At 43.5% G+C, this 20,354-nt stretch carries 18 protein-coding genes and 2 pseudogenes; 9 read left to right on the top strand and 11 right to left on the bottom strand.

The genetic code is table 11. From position 1 onward, the window contains the following. Positions 1-163: 163 nt before the first annotated feature. Positions 164-1,291, top strand: coding sequence for a THUMP domain-containing class I SAM-dependent RNA methyltransferase (locus ACQY1Y_RS21875; protein ID WP_103112702.1), 1,128 nt, complete (start codon positions 164-166; stop codon positions 1,289-1,291). Here the strand turns inward: ACQY1Y_RS21875 and mdh are convergent, their stop codons facing one another. Then, complete coding sequence (gene mdh / locus ACQY1Y_RS21870) at positions 1,292-2,269, bottom strand: malate dehydrogenase (protein ID WP_002738829.1); 978 nt, start codon at positions 2,267-2,269, stop codon at positions 1,292-1,294. A gap of 26 nt (positions 2,270-2,295) precedes the next feature. Then, positions 2,296-2,511, bottom strand: a complete 216-nt coding sequence (locus ACQY1Y_RS21865; RefSeq protein WP_002758722.1) for an NAD(P)H-quinone oxidoreductase subunit O — start codon at positions 2,509-2,511, stop codon at positions 2,296-2,298. 448 nt (positions 2,512-2,959) lie between these two features. On the opposite strand from ACQY1Y_RS21865, the gene upp reads away from it, so the two are divergent. The 4 genes and pseudogenes from upp to ACQY1Y_RS21845 all read left to right on the top strand — a co-directional run. Next, positions 2,960-3,613: a uracil phosphoribosyltransferase gene (gene upp, locus ACQY1Y_RS21860; protein WP_046663119.1), complete on the top strand. Its 654-nt coding sequence runs from the start codon at positions 2,960-2,962 to the stop codon at positions 3,611-3,613. A 14-nt stretch (positions 3,614-3,627) separates the two neighbouring features. Beyond that, positions 3,628-3,915: a hypothetical protein gene (locus tag ACQY1Y_RS21855; RefSeq protein ID WP_430013558.1), complete on the top strand. Its 288-nt coding sequence runs from the start codon at positions 3,628-3,630 to the stop codon at positions 3,913-3,915. A 380-nt stretch (positions 3,916-4,295) separates the two neighbouring features. Next, complete coding sequence (locus tag ACQY1Y_RS21850) at positions 4,296-6,032, top strand: IS1634 family transposase (protein WP_430014641.1); 1,737 nt, start codon at positions 4,296-4,298, stop codon at positions 6,030-6,032. Positions 6,033-6,187: 155 nt separating this feature from the next. Further along, positions 6,188-6,739 (top strand): annotated as a pseudogene (locus tag ACQY1Y_RS21845) (IS630 family transposase); the annotation flags it as partial. An 83-nt stretch (positions 6,740-6,822) separates the two neighbouring features. Here the strand turns inward: ACQY1Y_RS21845 and ACQY1Y_RS21840 are convergent. Further along, positions 6,823-7,317 (bottom strand): hypothetical protein, encoded by a 495-nt coding sequence (locus ACQY1Y_RS21840; protein WP_002778834.1) that lies wholly within the window; start codon positions 7,315-7,317, stop codon positions 6,823-6,825. A 365-nt stretch (positions 7,318-7,682) separates the two neighbouring features. Here ACQY1Y_RS21840 and ACQY1Y_RS21835 point away from each other — a divergent pair, with 365 nt between their 5' ends. Beyond that, on the top strand, positions 7,683-8,513 hold the full coding sequence (locus ACQY1Y_RS21835) for a hypothetical protein (RefSeq protein WP_002751676.1): 831 nt from the start codon (positions 7,683-7,685) through the stop codon (positions 8,511-8,513). A gap of 129 nt (positions 8,514-8,642) precedes the next feature. Here the strand turns inward: ACQY1Y_RS21835 and ACQY1Y_RS21830 are convergent, their stop codons facing one another. Continuing rightward, positions 8,643-9,326, bottom strand: coding sequence for a DALR anticodon-binding domain-containing protein (locus tag ACQY1Y_RS21830; RefSeq protein WP_190537567.1), 684 nt, complete (start codon positions 9,324-9,326; stop codon positions 8,643-8,645). Positions 9,327-9,679: 353 nt separating this feature from the next. Between ACQY1Y_RS21830 and ACQY1Y_RS21825 the strand changes: the two genes are divergently transcribed. Beyond that, positions 9,680-11,785: a pentapeptide repeat-containing protein gene (locus ACQY1Y_RS21825; protein ID WP_430013557.1), complete on the top strand. Its 2,106-nt coding sequence runs from the start codon at positions 9,680-9,682 to the stop codon at positions 11,783-11,785. 123 nt (positions 11,786-11,908) lie between these two features. On the opposite strand, the gene ACQY1Y_RS21820 is transcribed toward ACQY1Y_RS21825, so the two are convergent. The 3 genes from ACQY1Y_RS21820 to ACQY1Y_RS21810 form a co-directional block, all read right to left on the bottom strand. After that, on the bottom strand, positions 11,909-12,775 hold the full coding sequence (locus ACQY1Y_RS21820) for a transglutaminase family protein (protein ID WP_002794786.1): 867 nt from the start codon (positions 12,773-12,775) through the stop codon (positions 11,909-11,911). Then, positions 12,775-13,776 carry an alpha-E domain-containing protein gene (locus tag ACQY1Y_RS21815; RefSeq protein ID WP_002751685.1) on the bottom strand — a complete coding sequence of 334 codons (1,002 nt, stop codon included), beginning with the start codon at positions 13,774-13,776 and terminating at the stop codon, positions 12,775-12,777. Before ACQY1Y_RS21815 ends, ACQY1Y_RS21820 begins: the two co-directional genes overlap by 1 nt. A gap of 82 nt (positions 13,777-13,858) precedes the next feature. Next, the gene (locus tag ACQY1Y_RS21810; protein ID WP_016516520.1) at positions 13,859-15,295 is read right to left on the bottom strand and encodes a circularly permuted type 2 ATP-grasp protein; all 1,437 of its coding nucleotides are present in this window, start codon (positions 15,293-15,295) and stop codon (positions 13,859-13,861) included. Positions 15,296-15,533: 238 nt separating this feature from the next. Here ACQY1Y_RS21810 and petB point away from each other — a divergent pair, with 238 nt between their 5' ends. Together petB and petD are read left to right on the top strand one after the other, a co-directional pair. Then, positions 15,534-16,202 carry a cytochrome b6 gene (petB, locus tag ACQY1Y_RS21805; RefSeq protein ID WP_002738970.1) on the top strand — a complete coding sequence of 223 codons (669 nt, stop codon included), beginning with the start codon at positions 15,534-15,536 and terminating at the stop codon, positions 16,200-16,202. A 51-nt stretch (positions 16,203-16,253) separates the two neighbouring features. Next, a complete protein-coding gene (gene petD, locus ACQY1Y_RS21800) occupies positions 16,254-16,736 on the top strand; it encodes a cytochrome b6-f complex subunit IV (RefSeq protein ID WP_002738373.1) in 483 nt (160 codons plus the stop codon). A gap of 87 nt (positions 16,737-16,823) precedes the next feature. Here the strand turns inward: petD and ACQY1Y_RS21795 are convergent. The 4 genes and pseudogenes from ACQY1Y_RS21795 to hmpF all read right to left on the bottom strand — a co-directional run bounded on the left by ACQY1Y_RS21795 (position 16,824) and on the right by hmpF (position 20,153). Next, positions 16,824-17,633: pseudogene (locus ACQY1Y_RS21795) on the bottom strand (squalene/phytoene synthase family protein). 269 nt (positions 17,634-17,902) lie between these two features. Then, on the bottom strand, positions 17,903-18,127 hold the full coding sequence (locus ACQY1Y_RS21790; protein ID WP_002738436.1) for a hypothetical protein: 225 nt from the start codon (positions 18,125-18,127) through the stop codon (positions 17,903-17,905). A gap of 126 nt (positions 18,128-18,253) precedes the next feature. After that, entirely contained in the window at positions 18,254-18,382 is a 129-nt protein-coding gene (locus tag ACQY1Y_RS21785) for a hypothetical protein (RefSeq protein ID WP_257792579.1), read from the bottom strand. Positions 18,383-18,527: 145 nt separating this feature from the next. Beyond that, the gene (gene hmpF / locus ACQY1Y_RS21780) at positions 18,528-20,153 is read right to left on the bottom strand and encodes a pilus motility taxis protein HmpF (RefSeq protein ID WP_002751694.1); all 1,626 of its coding nucleotides are present in this window, start codon (positions 20,151-20,153) and stop codon (positions 18,528-18,530) included. Between the last annotated feature and the right edge of the window lie 201 nt (positions 20,154-20,354).

Genomic DNA, 20,354 nt, shown 5'->3' with positions numbered 1-20,354 from the left:
GCAAGATAAAGAAAGAACGAATGAGATAGGAATTTACAAGGGGACAAAAATTAAAATCTTTCTGATTTCAAGCTACCAACGACCAGCGCTAGTCACTGAAACCTGATAACTGAAAACTGAAACCTGATAACTGAAAACTGAAAACTGATAACTGATAACTGAAATGACTCGATCCTATTTTGCTACCACCGCTAGGGGACTAGAAGAAATTGCCGCTAGGGAATTAGAATTCCTAGGGGCCAAAGAAGTGAAACCCGTATTCACCGGAGTCCATTTTCAGGGAGATCTGGCCCTACTCTATCGAGTCAATCTTTGGTCAAGAATTATTTTTCGGGTTTTGGTTCCCATTGCCGAAATTCCCTGTGGGGATGGGAAGGAACTGTATGATGGTATTCAAGCCATTGATTGGCGAGATTATCTCAGCAGTGAGGAAACTTTAGCGGTACAATGTACGGGAACGAACGATCGCCTCAATCACACCCATTACACTGCTTTAAGCATCAAAAACGCTATTATCGACCAACAGCGTCAACAGGGCAATCCCCGTTCCTTTGTGGATACAGAAAACCCCGACCTGCAAATTAACGCTCATATCGAGAAAAATCGCTGTGTGCTTAGTTTAGATAGTTCTGGCCACAGTTTACATCGTCGTGGGTATCATCGGGCCATGGGAGTCGCACCTCTGAAGGAAAGTCTTGCCGCTGCTTTGGTAGAATTATCAGCATGGCAGGATGATATGGTGCTTTTGGACCCTTTCTGTGGTTCGGGAACCATTGTCATCGAAGCGACGTTAAAAGCTTTAAATATTGCCCCCGGTTTATCCCGTTCCCAGTTCGGATTCCAGAAATGGCCAGACTATCAACCGGATTTATGGCAATCTTTGCTTCAGGAAGCTAAAGAAAAACAAAAATTTCAGCTAAATGCGCCAATTTATGCTAGTGATGCCGATTATGAGGTTTTGCGTCAGGCCGAGGATAACGCCTATTTTTGTCAAGTGCAGGACTATATTAATTTTAGCTTGCAAAGCATCACCGACTTAGAACCGACGAGCGATCGAGGGATTATTCTCTGTAATCCCCCTTACGGCAAAAGATTGGGCAATACCGAAGAATTAGGGGCCTTATATAAATCCTTCGGTGATGTCTTAAAACAGAGGTTTAAGGGTTGGACAGCCTATATTTTATCGGGAAACAAAGAACTGACTAAACAAATCGGTCTGCGTTCTTCCCGTCGCACTCCCTTGTATAACGGTTCTTTGCCCTGTACCCTCTTAAAATATGAGTTGTATTAACTACATCAAAACCTTGAGACTGTCAAGAGCTAAATGAACATTTTGACGAACTGAGGCAGCCGAAGTGTGTAGATCCAGACGTTCAGCATCGGTCAAACGCACTTCCAGAATACTTTCCACACCCCGACATCCTAGGCGACAGGGAACCCCCAGATAGACATCCTGTAAACCGTATTCACCCTTAAGATAGGCTGCCGCCGGCAGTAAACGGGATTGATTTCTCAATATCGTCTCGACCATGGTACAGGCAGAGGAAGCAGGGGCATAATAAGCGCCGCCAGTTTGCAGTAATTTGACGATTTCAGCCCCACCGTTGCGAGTTCTCTCCACTAAACGGTTAATTGTTATCTCGTCCATTAATTCGGTAATCGGCACACCACTGACGGTACAGTAACGGGGTAGGGGCAACATTAAATCACCGTGACCACCCAAAACCATAGCATGAACGTCGGCGGTACTAACCCCCAATTCCATGGCGATAAAGGTTTGTAAACGGGAAGAATCGAGGACTCCGGCCATTCCCATCACTCTTTGGGGGGGTAAACCGGTCGATTGCCAGACTAGATAGGTCATCACATCCAGGGGATTAGTGATGACAATAAAAATGGCTTCCGGAGAATACTTGAGGCATTTAGTGGCGGCCTCGACGACAATTTTAGCATTGACATTCATGAGATCATCGCGACTCATGCCCGGTTTTCTGGCTAATCCAGCCGTAATCACGACAATATCCGAGCCTGCCGTGTCTTCGTAGTTATTAGTGCCAATAATCTCGCTGTCGTGCAGTTCTATGCCCTGAGCTTCCATCAAATCTAGGGCAATACCCTGGGGCAAACCATTGACGATATCGAGGAGAACCACATCGGCGAGGTTTTTTTCGGCGATGCGTTGGGCCAGGGTGCGTCCGACGTTACCGGCACCAATAACCGAGACTCGGGGCGATTGGCAGGGGATGAGTGTATCGTAGAAGTCAACCATGATTTATGGATGAGGCAATATCCTCATCAGACGGGTTCCAGTTGTTCGAGCTTTAGCCACACACTGGGGGTAGGAACATAGAATTTAATCAAAGCGTAATCATCTTTTACATCCAAGACTTCTGCTGTCGAGTTGAACATATAACTGGGTAAACGGCGATCGCTGGCTAGGGCTTCGAGGCTATTTTCTAGGTTTCCCGTCACCACGCGGACTAAAGCTCCTTTCTTAATTGTAGCTGCCATGTTTTTCTCGTTAAATTTGCTGGGGGTTTCTCCCATAAATTGTTACATATTCGGGCAGACCTCTGACAAGGGCTTTTTCAGTCATCAGTGAACTGATAACCGATACCAAAGGCCGAATCTAAAACCTAATTGGTTAAGCTAAAAGCTTTGATGTACTTAGGTGGCTGGTTATAATTAAATTAAAAATGGATTTTAGGTTCGATCCCCCCCCTTATTAAGGAGGGTGCCGATCCCCCCTTAGTCCCCCCTTAATAAGGGGGGCATCTGAAAGTTTTCAATACCTACCTACTTAGTTTTTACCCTTGTTTTTAGGTGGGAGAATTGCCAGATTCTTTCTTTTGCATGAGTGCCTGTCGCCCCTTGCCTTCAGAAACTAATAACTGATTCCGGGCTGATGGCTTTTTGGCTTAAGATAAAGTTTAGCCCTCGATCGAGTTCTCGTGTTTTCATGGTTTTACAACTGCGCGTCTACGTTCCCGAACACCCTCTGGTTAAGCATTGGCTGGCGATCGCCCGCGATCAAAATACCCCCCCGGTACTGTTTAAAACAGCGATGACGGAACTAGGGCGCTGGTTAACCTACGAAGCGGCGCGGCAATGGCTGCCGACCCTGGAAACTAGCGTTAAAACCCCTCTAGCGGAATGTCCCGCTACTTTTATCGATCCTAGCGTACCGATCGCCGTAGTCCCGATTTTACGCGCAGGATTAGCCCTGTTGGAAGGGGCGCAAAGTCTTTTACCCCTAGCTAGTACCTATCATCTCGGTTTAGCCAGAAATGAGGAAACCCTAGAGGCGAGTTGTTATTTAAATAAATTACCGGCTAGTTTTGATCCGGCCACGAGAGTGTTAATTCTCGAACCGATGTTAGCCACGGGGGGATCAATTTCAACGGCAATGGCAGAAATTACCAGCAGAGGCGTTGATCCTGCCCTAATTCGCCTGATTTCCGTGGTGGCTGCCCCGCCGGCTTTACAGAAATTGAGTCAAAATTATCCCAGCTTGAACATCTATACGGCTATTATCGATGAAGGACTAAATAGCCGTGGTTACATCGTGCCGGGGTTGGGCGATGCCGGCGATCGAGCTTTTGGAACCTATTAGGAGAAAAACGGATTATGAGTCAGCGAGATGGGTTTGCGGGCGGTTTTTTAGCCGGTGCGATTGTCGGTGGTTTAGTGGGCGGTGTTTTGGGGACAGTGTTGGCTAATCGCAGCCGCCGCGGTTTAGCAGCTGGTGATAATCAGTCCTTTGTGGAGGGTATCCGCCATGGGCGCTTGACTCCCGAGGAAGGCATGGAAATGGCCCGCCGCAGTTTAGAAGATAAAATTGCCCAGTTAAATCTAGCGATCGATGATGTGCGTCAACAGTTAGGATCGGTACAGGAAAAGGGCAGCGATCATTAAATAGGGTTGGCTGAATAAATCTCAAAACCTTTATATAACTTTGAGTTAGGGATAGGTATAGCCGCTTCTTAAAAGTTGCCAAACATTAATCAAATCAAGGAGAATTTATTCTCAATTATCAAAATTGAGACAGTTTGTGCCGCTTAAATAAAGAGATTTTGATAACTAAATTAAAGCATATCTAAAGAGTTTTGAGTTAAGAGTAAAACTTCAAGTTTTCATTCAGAATATAGCTGAACTTCCCCCATACATATATACTATAATAGCCGAAAACCCTTATCCATCAATGGATACGCCCCTTAACTTTTCTTAATGTACCCATGTAATTTGTAACATTTCTTAATGGACAAGAATTCTCTCTATTTGCTAGAATGATAGCCATGTATATAGAAAAAGTTCCTAACCGTAATTCCCCCCCCGCCGTTCTTCTTCGGGAGTCCTACCGAGAAGGAGATCAAGTCAAAAAAAGAACCCTGGCCAATCTCTCAAAATTACCCGATGATATTATCGACAATCTGAAACTGGCTCTTAAAGGCGCAACACTGTCCATGACTGAAGGCATTCCCAATCATTTTGAAGTGATTAGAAGTCTTCCTCATGGTCATGTAATGGCTATTTTAGAGACGATTAAAAAATTAGGTTTAGATAAAATAATCAGTGAAAAATCCTCACGAATCAGAAACTTAGTGGTGGCGATGATTGTGGCAAGAATCATCAATCCTAAATCGAAACTAGCCACAGCGAGAGGGTTTAATAGCGAGACTTGTAGTCAGAGTTTAGGACAATTGTTAGACTTAGAGAAAGCCGATGAAGACGAATTATATAACGCCTTAGATTGGTTATTAGAAAAACAAGAGAAAATTGAGAAGCACCTAGCAATTAAACACTTAGAATCAGGAACATTAGTCTTGTATGATGTCACTTCTACCTACCTAGAAGGAAATGGTTGTGAACTGGGAAAATATGGTTATAACCGAGATAAAAAGAAAGGGAAAACTCAGATAGTTTTTGGTCTGCTCTGTTCAGCCAAGGGTTGTCCGATAGCGGTAGAAGTATTTGAAGGAAACACTTCAGACGGTGCTACTTTAAGCGGACAAATTGAGAAAGTCAGAAAGGGTTGGGGGATTGAGAATGTTGTCTGGGTAAGCGATAGAGGAATTTTAACCAACTCGAAAATCAACGAATTAGTAAAACCCATAGAAGGATTAGACTATATTACTGGTTTAACTAAGCCTCAAATTCGGAAACTGGCTGAGGTAGAAGTGATTCAATTAGGATTATTTGATCAGGTAAACTTGGTGGAATTTGAGAGTGAAGATTATCCCGATGAAAGATTAATTGCTTGTCGGAATCCCTTAATCGCCCAGAAAAATCAACTACAAAGAGAGGCATTATTAGAAGCGGTAGAGAAGGAACTAGATTTGATTGTTCAGGCGACTCAAAGGGAGAAAAGAGCTTTAAAGGGTCAAGATAAGATAGCTTTGAGAGTGGGCAAGGTTCTTAATCAGTTTAAGGTCAATAAATACTATAACTTAGAGATAACAGAAGAAGGCTTTTCTTATCAGCGTAAGCTGGAATTAATCGCTCAAGAAACGGCTTTGGATGGTGTGTATGTGTTAAGAACTTCTCTGGAGTCAACTTTGATGGATGCAGCGACGACGGTTAAAGCTTATAAAAGTTTGTCTCAAGTGGAGGAGGCATTTCGCTGTTATAAGTCAATTGATTTAAAGGTACGTCCTATATATCATTATAAGGGTGATAGAGTCAAAGCTCATATCTTTTTATGTATGTTGGCTTATTATGTGGAATGGCATTTAAAACAGTGCTTGGCTCCTTTGTTATTTGAGGATGAAGAAATTGATGATGGTTCTCTGAATGTGATTAAAGCGAGTCGCAGTGAATCCGCTCAGTCTAAAGAGAGAAAAAAACGGAATCAAGAGAACCTCCCTGTGCATAGCTTTCGGACTTTGTTGGAAGACCTGGGGACAATTTGCTTGAATACAGTGGAATGTACGATTAGGGAGGGAAGTTATCGTTTTTCTAAGATAACTCGACCGACCCAACTGCAACAAAAAGCGTTAGATTTATTGGGAGTTTCCCTGATTTGTACCCAGTAACGGGGCGGCGGAAATTCTCTTAATCCCTCCTACAGCATAGGTTATGGCCTTTTGTCAACGGGGAAGTCCAGATATAGCGTTTCTTAAGCTAGTGAGGTACACCTATTCTTCTTTCCTTTCGTCTAAAGCCCATAACTTTTGTACCTCAGCAGACTGAAAAAAGCTATAGTTTAAGAGTCATGAGAAGAAAAACATGGGGAAAAAAAGCAAAAAAAAAGTTAGCGGACAAAGAAGAGGTGGTCGAGTAAATGGGATGGGAGGAGTGAGATATTCCGATAAAAAAAGATTCGTAGAATTCATCAAAAAAGGAAATTGAGAAACTTTTTATGAAGTGGTAAAAGTTTTTTATACAAAAATCATTAAAGAATGGGTGGAAGCGGGGAATAAAGAGGAGGATTTTCGAGAAAAGGGTCGAAAGATTGTCCTGATTCTCGATAATGCTAGTGTTCACAAAAAAACGGATGTTGTTGGTAAAATTGCTGAAAATATGCCCAACTTAATTTTAGAGTGTTTACCCGCATATAGCCCAGATTTAAATATCATTGAATTGCTCTGGCACTCGACAAAAGAATTTATCGCTCATCGACTTTTTAAATCAGTTGAAGAATTAGAATCTCTTTTACATCAACTTTATAAATGAAGGAGGTCTAATTATTAAGTGGGATCGCAAGTTGAAAAACAAGGGTAATTCTGTTAACGCAATTTAAATTACGAACAGCTTACTGCACACTTAAAACTCAAATCTGATAACTGATAACTGATAACTGATAACTGATAACTGATAACTGTCTTACTCGGCTTTTACCAAACCCTGAGAGCGAATACAGGCCTGTTCCCAGCGACAATCGGGATTAACTTCCACTGGTTTGAGTCGCGCCCAGATTTCGCCTTGATCATCGGCATAAAAACTATCGATAATAGCAGGAATACGAGTACCAAAAGGTTCAGTAATCAGGACAGAATCGGTCAGATTAAATACTTCGCCATTAGCTCCCGTCGCTTTTTCGATGACGGGAATTTCTGCTTTGGGAATCGGTTTTCGGAATGGAGGAGCCGAATCGAAACGGGGACGGAGAGGAGATTTTATCTCACTACTGGCTGATTTTACCGTTTCCTCGGCTGGTTTTTCCTCAATTATTTCTGGAGGGGTTTCTGGAGGTTTGGGGGGTACTGCAGCCCTAGAACCCTTTTTAATAATTTGTAGAGGTTGTAGGGGAGGAGTGGTTTTAATTGGCTCTTCGGGAGGTTCAGGGGTGCTAGGGGTTTTCTTCGGGGGACGTGGCATGATACGACAAGGAAAATAAAAACTATAGGATTATTGAAGCATATCGAGCCGCTAACCCGCTCGACCAGTGCTTGTGTCAATTTTGCTGTGGCTAATTCTTCCCTGGATCCGGGCCAGATACCCCGCACTATAGCTATCTAGGAATTAGTCGATTCCCCTCTCCTCTCCAACTTATTGAAAAAACTTCTCATTAAGTATTGACAAAAATTCCTAATAAGCTTATAGTTATTTATAGTGTTCTCCTCTTAAGGATCGGCAGTGGAACCGCGCGGCAGTCTCTAACAATGCGGTTCCCATTTTTTTTTGGAACGATAGAAGGCTTTTAACGTCTCTAAACTTCTAGGTTTCCTCATCCTTTGGCTTTTATGAACGATAATTCCGACCTGTACCTCGATCATCTCACCCATGCGGATACTGTCATCACTGCTGAAATTGTCGAGCATGAGAGTCAATCAACAGATGAGACAGATTGGGCAGCTCTATCCTCTCATTTACGTCAACAAAATCAAGAATTACAAGCGGAGATCTGGCGACGGGAGCAAGCTCTGGCGGAACTGCGATCGCGGTTAGCCGAGCAACATCGTCGCTGGCAAAGTTGCGATACCCTAATCCAGCAGCAAAACGAGGAACTGCAATACGAAAAGCAACAATTACAGCGAGCTTTAGGAGAAATCGAACAGTATCGTCAAGCAGAACAACGGCAACCGATGATTATTGCCAATTTGACCGCAGAATTGACCCGCACGCGCCAACAATTAGCCCGTTTAGAGCGAGAATGTGCCTTAATTCAGGAAAGTTATCAGGAAAAAAGCCAAAAACTGTGCAACTATGACCAGCAATTGCAGGAATTACGCACCCGTCTCCAACGTCAGCAACGCTACACCCTCCAGTATAAAGCGGCCTTGGCCCAGTATTTCCAGCGCGGTAGCGATCGCAATTTTTCCCCAGATTTAGCCATTGTTGACAAGGCAGCTGCGATTGAGCCTTGGTCTCAGACAGAGAATCAAGAAAACGATGAAGTGGCTCCCATCGATGATTTTGTAGCGGAATTAGAGACTATTGAGCCAGTAGAATCCTTAAATAAGAAAGACAGGGATTGGCCCGCACCTATCATCTCTCCTTCCCCGAAATATTCCTCTTTTCGGGTTGATTTGCCCACTTTTATTAAATATCGCCAAGAAAAAGATAATTCCTGAACAACAGAAAGAGAGCCGGCGACTGTCCATGTTTCGTCTCGGCTCTCTATTCTGGTTCGCTCCTCACACTAATTAAAATCTATCATAAGCTGATGGTTTTGTCCACTAAATTCACAAAAGTTAATATTTTTATAGTTCCGTCATCGGCAGCAGTTGCCATTTTTGACGGAGAAGACGGTTAAGTAGTTTTTGACTGACGCTAATCAGGATTAATCTCGATTGCTGAATTGGGGCCGATTCTCCGATAATGCGACAGTTACGCTCAAAATTGAGCATCGCTTCGCAAAAATTCGCAGTTAGGGGATAGAGTTTCTGGCCTTCCCAACAATCGCAAACGGTTAAAATTTGCAGGATTAAGGCTATTTCGGCGGGATGATGCCATGATAATAGTTCTGACTCGGTTAATCTAATTTTTTCCCGATTGAGCAGTTGTAACAAACTAGAATAGCGAGCGTGGGTATATTGAAATAAAAAGAAAAATTCTCCTTCGGGATGGAGAGGAAGCTGATCAGAGAAAAATTTATCAATTAAATCGTTTAGTTTCAGTAACCAAAAGGACAAAAATTGCTGATCTAATAATAATTCTAGCCATCCTTCCCTAAGCTGAATTTGTGGAAAAAGGGCGATTAAATGGTTAAATATGGTTTGACATTGAGCGGGTGTAAAATAATAAAACAGAGGTGAACGATAGAGGATACTATCAGTTTTTTGGCAACGATAGAAAGTTAATTTATGGTTGTTTTCTGGAAAAAGATTAATTAATTGTTGTTTTAAACAATGCTCGATCGAGGGGTGATTGCAGATAAAATTCATACTCAGAAGGGTAAACGTAGTTGCGTGCGCCCAAAACGTCCTCTAGATATTTCCACCAAATTGAGATGCACCGAAATTATCCCTATTCTTCTTCCTTCCACATAAACACCAGAAGAGCCAGTTTTCGGCTATTGTAGTAGATATCTATGGGGGAAATCCAGATATATTCTAGAACGTGAGGTGTGGAACCTGACACGATTGCCCATAAAAATGCCAGGTTTTTGAACGTGGACTCGTTGAACCAAGAATCCCGAAGCGCTTAGTGGGATGCGATTATCAATCGGATTCTCTCAGGAAACCCGCTTTCTGACTTGCAGTAAGATTGAGGGCATAGTATGGCAATTTCGTAGGCGATGAAGGCAGCGGCAGTTATTGAACAGTACAAAAACGGGCGGCGGGATTTCCGGGGGGAATCCTTGCGGGGTGGTAACTTTCGCAGTGCGGACTTAGCGGGGGCGGATTTCAGTGGTTGTGATATACGCGGGGCAAATTTTAGTCGGGCGAATTTGACGGGGACGAAGTTTACCTGGGCGAAGGCGGGATTACCGAAGCGGTCGCTGCTGATTTTGCTGGGGTTGGCTTTGGTGTTAATTGTGATTTCGAGTTTTTTCTCCGCCTTCGTCGGTTATATGGTGAGCTTAATTTTTTATTCCAATCCAGAACACCAAGTTACTGGTTGGTTCACCTTAATTTTTCTCATCTCCACTTTCCACATTGCTTGGCGCAAAAATATTTTGACCGTAGCAGGAGCCTTCGCCTCAGTCGGAGTCTTCGCCTCAGTCGGAGTCTTCCTCGGAGTCAAAGTCGGAATTGTAGCCGTAGGCTTAGCCGGAGTCGGAGCCGAAACCGGAGCCCTAGCCGTAGTCGTAGCCCTAGCCGTAGCCTTCGCCTTCGCCGGAGCCGGAGCCGGAGCCGGAGCCCTAGCCGTAGCCGGAGCCGTAGCCGGAGCCGGAGCCCTAGCCCTAGCCCTAGCCGGAGCCGGAGCCCTAGCCGGAGCCCTAGCCGGAGCCCTAGCCCTAGCCGGAGCCGTAGCCGGAGCCCTAGCCGAAGCCGTAGTCGTAGCCGTAGCCTTGACATTATTTTTCTGTTGGCTCGGTTGGCTGACCCTTAAACAAGAACACCGCGATCCTTGGTTGCGTAAAATTGTGATAGCCTTTGCTGCCATTGGTGGCACATCCTTTTTTCAAGCCAATTTAACCGAGGCGGATTTTACAGGAGCCACCTTAAAAAGTACCAATTTTAATCAGGCAATCTTGAATAAAACAATTTTTAAACAAGCAATTAAATTGGAATTAGCCCGCCCCGGCAATACCTTATTAGCCAATCCCCAAATTAGAGAATTTTTGATTGATTCCCGCACCGGAAGCGGAAAAGACTTTGCCCAAGCCAATTTACGGGGGGCATACCTGGAGGGGGCAAACCTGCAAGCTGCCAACTTGCGCCTAGCGAATATCAGTGAAGCCAGCTTGCAATACGCCAACCTTGCGGGGGCAAACCTCACCGAAGTCAACGCCGTCAATACCGATTTGCGCCATGCTACTCTGACGGGTGCTTGCGTGGAAAATTGGAATATTGATGCCACCACCCAACTGGATGAGGTGGACTGCCAGTACATTTATCTGCTTAATGGGCAAAAAGAGCGCCGCCCCAGCAGTGGCGAATTTCAACCGGGCGAATTTACTAAATTATTTGCCGAAATGTTCGACACCGTTGACCTCATTTTCCGCAATGGGGTAGATTGGAAAGCTTTCATTGCCGCCTTAAAAATAGTACAAGTGCAGAATGAAGATACGCCGCTTCAGGTGCAGAGCATTGCCAATAAAGGGGATGGGGTGATAGTGGTAAAAGTCCATTTACCGCCCGATACTGATAAAGAGAAAATTCATCAAGAATTTAACCAAAATTATCAACTACAACTCGCAGCCATCGAAGCCCAATATAAGGCACAACTCACCGCCAAAGAGACAGAAATTGCCATCTATCGCCAACAAAGTGTTGATATGATGGAAATTACCAAAACCCTCGCCAACCGTCCCATCCATGTAGAAGCAAAAGCCATGAGCCACAGTAACGACAGTTCTCCAAATATCACCATCCGCGATATTAATAATTCCGCCGTCAATTTCGGCGAAATCATCGGCGATGTAACCAATACCATTAACCAAATTGCGGCCGATGCTTCCCCAGAAAATGCCCAACTCAAAGCCTTACTGCAAGAACTAACCCAGGCGATTAAAATTGACAGCCATTTAGATGAAGAAGAAAAAGCCGAAGCCGCCAACCAAGTGAAAAAGATTGCCCAAGCTAGTCAAAATCCTGATGATGCCGGACTGCAAAAGAAAGCCCAACGAGCGGTTAATTTTCTCGAAACAATTGCTAAAGCTTTGGAACCTGCCAGCAAACTTGCCCAAGCCTGTCAAAAAGCCTTACCGATAATTTTGAAAACATTAGGCTTCTGATAGGTTTGTAGTTGCGCTTTAGCGCAGTTCTAGTTAGGGCTATAGCATCGACTTGCCGCACTTTTTTTTAGTCCAAACTTGCGCCATTTCTAACATATTAGTAACTCCAATAAACAATCACCCTCAAGATAACAAATCGAGCGCAATTGTCGATGATAGCTGAGATTCTATCACTTGATGACCGAGACTAACAGGTCGAGCATTTCCCTCTACCGGCGCGCAATAACGGGGAATTGGACTAGAAACGAGGCTAATATGACGGTCACTCACCGCTAATCCATGGCTAGGATCATAGCCTTTCCAGCCGCCCCCCGGCAAATACACCTCTACCCAAGCGTGTAAATGTCTTTCTTCTTGGTCTAAATCTCCTTCTTGATAGCCACTGACAAAACGGGAAGCTAATCCCACACAGCGACACACATCCATAAATAAAACCACAAAATCGCGACAGGAACCCTGCTTATTTTTCCAAGTGTTTCCGGGTAGATAGGGTTCTCCAGTAAGACGAATAATTTGCTGACAATTGCGGTAAATTTTGTCATTAAGATTAAACAGGAAAGATAGCACCTGTCCCTCAGTTTCCTGCATAATTTCTTGGGCTAATGCTGCCATATCAGGGTCATTATTTAACCCATAGAATTGTCTGTAGGGTTGTAATTGACTGTGGAGAGAAATAGGATAATCAAAGGGTAAACAGGTCGCCCAAGGTTCCAACAAATACTGAAAAGGATTAACCCCATGGGTTTCCACTTCACTGACCACATCAATCAATAATTCTTCCGTCGGTTGATTAAACCAAATTTGTAAACAAGAATTACCATCGAGGTCGATAATATTAGTTATTGTTAAAGGTTCTGGGTTAATTTTGAGCGTGAACTCTCGCAAAGTTTGCCCACCATCGGATTTTGGCCGCAAGCGCAGCAGATGAGGCGATAAAATCACGGGTTGATTATAGAAATAGTTGGTTTGATGCCGAATGTGATAACGCATTAAGTTGTTAATTGGGATTGATATTGAAAGTTATTTACTGGCAGAGGTGAGGCAAGTTCGGGATTAAAAACAAAGAAAGTTTCTGTCATTTTTATTCCCACATCATTAACTCTTTTTTGAATATGGTCGAGGAATTCATGCAATCCCATTTCAATAACATCCTCGATAGTTAGATAACTCATTTCGGCACAAAGTCGCCCTAAACTTCTTTCTACCGAATTGCCCCAAGTTCCTACAGGAGTACCGGTAACTTGATGCAAACAGTGGTCTAATTCCCGCAGACAAAAGTGAATTGAACGAGGAAATTCTCGATTAAGAATTAAAAATTCGGCCACGTCACTAGGAGTAATCCGTCGTTGACATTTACGATACATTTCGTAGGCACTCACCGACCGCAGTAAAGCAATCCATTGAATTTGGTCTAGAGAAGTTCCTACCCATTGAGCGGAAGGTAAGAGATAATAGTATTTAACATCAAGAATTCTGGCGGTTTTATCGGCGCGTTCCTGTAATCTTCCCATAACGCCAAAATGCCAACCTTCATTATGAGTCATCGTTGCATCCATTACCCCCGCAAAACGGTGACTAGCCAATTTAACTTGGGTAAAAAAGTTCGGTAAAGTAGTTTGAGGATGGTAAGAGGAAGCATCTTTTACCATCAAGAAAAAACCATTAACCTGTTCCCACATTTCCGAAGAAATAATCTCGCGAACTGACCGAGCATTTTCTCTAGCCCAGCGCAAACAAGAGATAATTGAGTTACTATATTCCGTGTCAAATGTCAAGAAATTGATCACATTTTCTGCGGTGGCTGTGCCGTAACGTTTCTTGAATTGTTCTAAATCTCCCGTGGTTAAAACCAAAGGTTCCCACTGTTGCAAAACGCTGGTAGGTACATCTAACATTAAATTAAGATTAACATCCATAAACCGGGCGACATTTTCTGCCCGTTCAATATAGCGATTTAACCAATAAATTGAATCAGCAACTCTACTAAGCATAATTAACTGGGAAAAAGTGAAAAGGAAAAAGAAAAGGGTAGGGTGGGTTAGTAACCCACCAAAATTTTGATTATTGTCCTGATTACTTGGTTAAAACCCAAGTGTCTTTACTGCCACCACCTTGAGAGGAATTAACCACTAAAGAACCCTTTTTCAAAGCCACGCGAGTTAACCCCCCTGGATGCACATAAATTTCATCGCCACGATGGAGAATATAGGGACGTAAATCCACATGACGACCTTCAACTTCCGTGTCAATTAAAGTGGGAACCCTAGAAAGACTTAACACCGGTTGAGCGATATAATTGCGGGGATTAGCAGCAATGCGTGGGGCAAATTCTGCCCTTTGTTCGGGGGTAGCTTGAGAACCGACTAACATCCCATAACCTCCCGACTCATTAGCGGCTTTCACAACTAACTTATCGAGATTATTTAAGACATAATCTAAGTCCTTTTCTCGCCAACAAAGATAGGTAGGAACGTTATTTAAAATCGCTTCTTCTCCCAGATAATAACGAATCATATCGGGGACAAAAGCATAAATAACCTTATCATCGGCGACTCCCGTACCCGGAGCATTAGCTAAAGCGACGCGACCTTCCTGGAAAACTTTTAATAATCCGGGTACACCTAACATCGAATCGGGACGAAAAACCGCCGGATCTAAAAAGTCATCATCGAGGCGACGATAGACCACATCTACCCGTCTTAATCCCTTGGTGGTTTTCATTTGTAGATAACCATCAAAGACAACTAAATCACGCCCTTCCACTAATTCTACCCCCATTTGTTGGGCAATAAAAGAATGTTCAAAGTAGGCAGAATTATAGGTTCCGGGGGTTAAAACCACCACGGTGGGATTAGGTAATTGGGCTGGGGCTAAATTGAGGAGAGTTTCCAACAGATGGGAAGGATAATCATCCACCGGTTTAACATTCATTGTCTGGAAAATATCGGGGAAAGTGCTTTTCATTACCCGACGATTTTCGAGGACATAGGAAATACCGGAAGGAACCCGCAAATTATCCTCTAAAACGTACCATTGACCATCTTTATCGCGGACTAAATCGGTTCCCGTGATGTGACACCAGATACCTCCGGCGGGTTTCAGTCCCACACAGGGTTTCAGAAATCCCGTCGCCGAGGCGATTAATTCGGGGGGAATAATACCATCTTTAATGATTAACTGGTCATTGTAGATATCGGAGAGAAAAAGATTGAGAGCTTTGATGCGTTGTTTCAGTCCTCTTTCTAAATAATCCCAGTCCTCAGCCGAGACAATTCGGGGAATAATATCAAAAGGAAAGATTTTTTCCACCCCTTGATTGTCGCTATAGACATTGAAAGTCACCCCCAATTCAAACAGGGCCGACTGAGCCGTTTCCCGGTGTTGTTGAAGTTCTCGGGGCGGCAGATTCTGCAACCATTTGATTAAAGGGGACGAGTGGGGACGAGGTTGACCATCATCTAAGAATAGTTCGTCGTAGAAGCCTTCGGGATCGTAGGTATTTAATAGCACGCTGACCTCATTTCATACCTTACCTATTCCCAGTGTCGGACAATTGGCCTGATTTTTTGTAGTCTAGGAGACATTTTAAGGGAAATTTTAGGAAGTTAGCCGTTTTTCGTCCCTAGCGATCGCCAATCGATCCCCACCGGTGGAGAAACCTGACCGGAGCGAGAATTAGACCTGAAAACTGTGTTACATTTTTTAAAGGTCACACATTAAATCTTTCATTTTTCTTACTGGTTACGCGATGTTTACCAAACAAGTAACGGATTCTAAAGCCTATCAATGGTTTGAGGAACGCTTAGAAATTCAAGGGATCGCTGATGATATCAGCACCAAATACGTTCCCCCTCACGTCAATATCTTCTACTGTCTGGGTGGCATCACCCTTGTGTGCTTCGTGATCCAGTTTGCCACTGGTTTCGCCATGACCTTCTACTACAAACCCACTGTAGCAGAGGCCCTCTCCTCCGTACAGTACATCATGAACGAAGTTAACTTTGGCTGGTTAATTCGTTCTATCCATCGCTGGTCCGCCAGTATGATGGTCTTAATGATGATCCTGCACGTTTTCCGCGTTTACCTGACCGGTGGATTCAAAAAACCTCGCGAATTAACCTGGGTAACTGGGGTTGTCCTGGCCGTAATCACCGTTAGCTTCGGTGTCACCGGTTACTCCTTACCCTGGGATCAGGTGGGTTACTGGGCGGTTAAAATTGTTTCCGGTGTACCTGCTGCTATTCCCGTCGTCGGTGATCAACTCGTCACCCTGATGCGCGGTAGCGAAAGCGTCGGTCAAGCAACTTTAACCCGTTTCTACAGCTTACATACTTTTGTACTACCCTGGTCGATCGCGGTCTTCATGTTGCTACATTTCTTGATGATCCGTAAACAAGGCATTTCTGGGCCTCTATAATTCAGAAAAATATCTCTGTCGATCCGAAATCATTTTTAGGAGACATTATCCATGTCCACATTAAAAAAGCCCGATCTCAGCGATCCCGCTCTGCGCGCTAAGTTGGCTAAAGGGATGGGTCACAACTACTACGGTGAACCCGCTTGGCCTAACGATCTGCTCTATGTCTTCCCGGTGGTTATCTTTGGTACGATCGGACTCTGCACCGGTTTAGCGATTATGGATCCCACCATGATCGGTGAACCTGCCGATCCTTTCGCTACTCCCCTAGAAATTCTGCCAGAGTGGTATCTTTATCCCGTTTTCCAAATTCTCCGTATTCTTCCTAACAAACTCTTAGGTATCGCTTGCATGGCTGGCGTTCCCCTAGGCTTGATGTTAGTTCCTTTTATTGAAAGCGTCAATAAATTCCAAAATCCTTTCCGTCGTCCCGTCGCTACCGCTATCTTCCTATTTGGTACTGTGGTCACGATCTGGTTAGGTATTGGTGCCACTTTCCCCATCGATATATCTTTAACTCTCGGTTTGTTCTAAGTTACTGAACTCCGGCAGTTTTTTGCCCACGCTTGTGATTCCTGACTTTGGAAGAGCGATCGTGGGCAATTTTAATTGTGATTTCCTCTAACGGGTAATTTGTTGTACCAAAGCGATGACATCGCTGCGGCTGAGTTTTTCCTTACCTAAAGCTAGGACTTCGAGAGTGCCATGGGCTAAAGCGAGGGGAATCTTACAAAAATCGAGTGCTGGCCCTTGGGGCAGCGATTGAGTGTAATAATCGGCTAATTTCAGATTACGACGGGCATAATTATGAATATCACTAATTGTCCAACCTTGGGGCAGAAAACTTACCCCCCGGCGCAGATCCTCGCCATGGTTGCGGGCAATATTAACCGCTTGTAAACCCCGACCAAAACCGAGGGCATAACTGCGATTAGTTTCGGTGCCGTCGTACCAATTCCAGAGGTCAGACAGCAATAAACCCACGGCACCGGCCACACTAAAGGTATATTGATCTAATTGCACTTCTGTGCGAATATCCCAGTTATTCCCGGCCCAGTAGGCCATGCGATCGGCCATGGCCGCCGTGGCATCTCAAACCCGGGGGGCGATCGAATCCGGTGCTAACATTGCCCATTCGCCAATTCTCAGGGTGACTTCCGGCAAAATCTCCCGATGGACTAAGCCAAAAGTAAAATCCTCTTTGGTAGAATTTTGGGTACCTGCTTGTAAATTCAGGCTAATTTGTCTTAATATCTGGGCTTTACTGAAGTTATCTAGGTCTGGATGGTCTTCTACTTCATCGATCGCCCTCATACAGAGATAAGCTGAGGCTACTGCCTCGAGCAGACGATCCGGTAAACGACTTATGGGAATATAAAAAGTTCGACTCGTTTCTTGCAGAATCGTTAAAGCATTATCGCGCAAATTCATTCAGTCCACTCCTCACGCCAACTTAGGTAACTACGAGTTAAACCAATCAGATAGATCGGTTTAGGTGATTCCGATGTTCCTAAGACAAAGTTGCTGTCTATTGTAGTATGATTATTCAAAATTTCCCGATTATTCTCGAAAAAATCAACCATTAGGGTCTTCTTGACAATTTTTCTTTCTCGTATAGCTGAGGGACAATTACGGCAATTTTTCGAGATTACAGGCTTAAAAAGCGGTTTTTGCCCGTTTTTAAACGGTATTTTGCGGCTTCATGGCAGGGATTGAAAGGAGGTCACTTGTAAAATTGGCCCGATCATGGCCAGAGTCATCACATCCGAGCGAATTTGACCTATAACTGTCACTTTTGCCCTTGTTTGAATTAATTCGGCGGTCGGTTCCATTAATTCGTAGGTTTGACCGTTATCGGCAATTAATGCCCAAGTTCCCGTGCCTATTTCGATTCTTTTTACCTGACCCGTTACACTAACACTCATGCTTTGATTTCCCCGATCGAGGCGATCGCAATTGCCGCCCCTGTTACGAGCATTCTATCGATATCTTTGCTCGGCATTGATTGTCAATTTTGGCAGAATTTAACCCCATAAATCAGTTTTTTTTATCTAAAAAGCGATCGCTACTTCCGCCACCACCGCTAAGAGGGAGGCCACAGCCGCTAGAATTATTATTTCTCGATCGGATTGTCTCATAGCTATCTGAGTATAAATTACTAATCCTAGTCTATACCACATCTAACCTAGAGTTAAATTGATCTAAATTATTTTATCCATAGATAAAAAGCTATAAAAGTTATCGGCAAGAAGGGAGAAATCTTTTTCTGAATTACCCTGTATTATTTGTTCAGTAAGCCCTAATATAAGCCTAACTGTTAATAGCTTAATGATATGCAATAACATTAGATTCCATAGGTATAAACCAATGGGAGATATTTTCTAGTTTTTGATGGATTTGATCGAGATGATCCTGCACGGGTTGCAGAAAAGTTTCGTACTGTTGCATCTGAGTTTTTAAACGCACTAATGCCAGATTAGCATCGCGCCATTGTCGCTCCTGTTCTTCAAATTCACGAGTTTTTTGCTCTAAATCCGAGCATTGCTCATCAATAGTATCTCTGTTTTTTTGTAAATCCTCTTGTAGCTCCTTGATTTCTGCGGCTAAACGTTGACTTTCTTGGAGATTATTTTGATAACTATCCTCCAGGAGAATTAACACTGGTTCAAAGCTACATTTTTGGGCATCTTCTGGGGATAAAATTCCCTGTCTGCGTTGCAGAATTTTCAGATGTTGAGAGCAAATAGCTTGCCTTTCCCGAAGATTCCGTCTTTGTCCGAACAAAGTTTCTGCCAGCATTCCTTTTCTCTCCTGTTCCTCGGCTAATTCCGCCTCTAAATTAGCTCGCTGGGATTCATCTATTGTGGCCATTCTTGCCTCTAATTCTTCCACGGTTTGAGATTGGAGAGTTAATTCTTCCTCTTGGTCGTTGACAAAAATTTCCAAGCGATCGAGGTCTGTTTGTAAATTGTTAACTAAGCTCTCCAATTTTTCTAAAGGCATTTTTTCAAGAGCTTCTAGATCGATTTTACCATCAAAATCTAGGTCTGCTGCTTGGGCGAGACGAAGGAGCATTTGTCGAGTAGAATCAGTGGTTTGTAGGGTGAGGTTAAGGTGATCGAATAATTCCTGTTTTTGACTCAGAACAGTTTCTTGTATTTGTAGTTGTATTTTCGCTGTTTCCAAAACACTGCGACTTGTCTTTAATTCCCTGGCTCTTTGTTTGAGATGATTGAGCATTTGTTCGTTGACGACCTGGCGATTTTCTACAGCTTTTTTCTGCTCCTCTAAACTTTGCCAACAACTATTTAAAATTGTCTGTTGTCCCTGCACAGATTCAAGAGTTGAATAGAGAATTTGTGAGGGAGAATTACCCAGATCGTGATTATTGGCTAAACTCTCCGCTAGAGAGCGAATAAATTGTTGTTGTTCTGGGGAAAGATTGGGGAAGGAGTTGAAATTTATTTGTTCTTCTTCCAGGTGTCGCTGTTGCTCTATCAATTGTTGTTTTAGGTTTTCCAGTTCTTGTTTTTTGCCCTCTAAATAATCGAATTCTACTTCTATGCGCTCAATTTGCTCAATTCTTTCCTCCATTTCCATTTTCTGGCGGTTGAGAATCTCGCTTTGATAGGTGAGGGATTGTTTCCACTGAGCGATTTTCTCTTGATCTTCCTTATTGCGTTCGATCAAACGGGAAATCTTTTGCAGTTGTCGCACGATCTCCGCTCCCGCTAATTCCGGTTTTCCTTGCAGTTGACGATTATCGCTCAAATTCACCAAGAGAAGCGCACCTTCTCCTATGGAGTTAGTTTCGTCGCAGGTTAAAATATCGTTTCCCGCTATGGCACTCCACGTCTGATCTTTATGCTGACAGGCCAATAGTTTCAATTCGGTTTTGTAACCGCTGATAAAACCTCTAGTCTGTTTTTTTACTTCTGCAAGGTATAGCACGAGTAGTCTTCCTGTGTGATGAAAGTTTTTGTAATTGGTTTTAGAGAGAGTTGGTGATCGAGGCTAGGAACGGCCTGTCTATAGTTTCAGTGTACCCATCAGCTGCCAAAAAATTTTAAATTTCTATTATTCAAGTTTTTCTTTTTGAGACATACATTTGTCCTCAATTTTTCCTCTTACCCACTGGAAAATTTTAAATTT

The organism is Microcystis ichthyoblabe FBCC-A1114 (genome assembly GCF_050500245.1).
GTDB classification, from domain to species: Bacteria; Cyanobacteriota; Cyanobacteriia; order Cyanobacteriales; family Microcystaceae; genus Microcystis; species Microcystis ichthyoblabe_A.
This window is presented reverse-complemented; position numbering and strand designations above follow the sequence as displayed.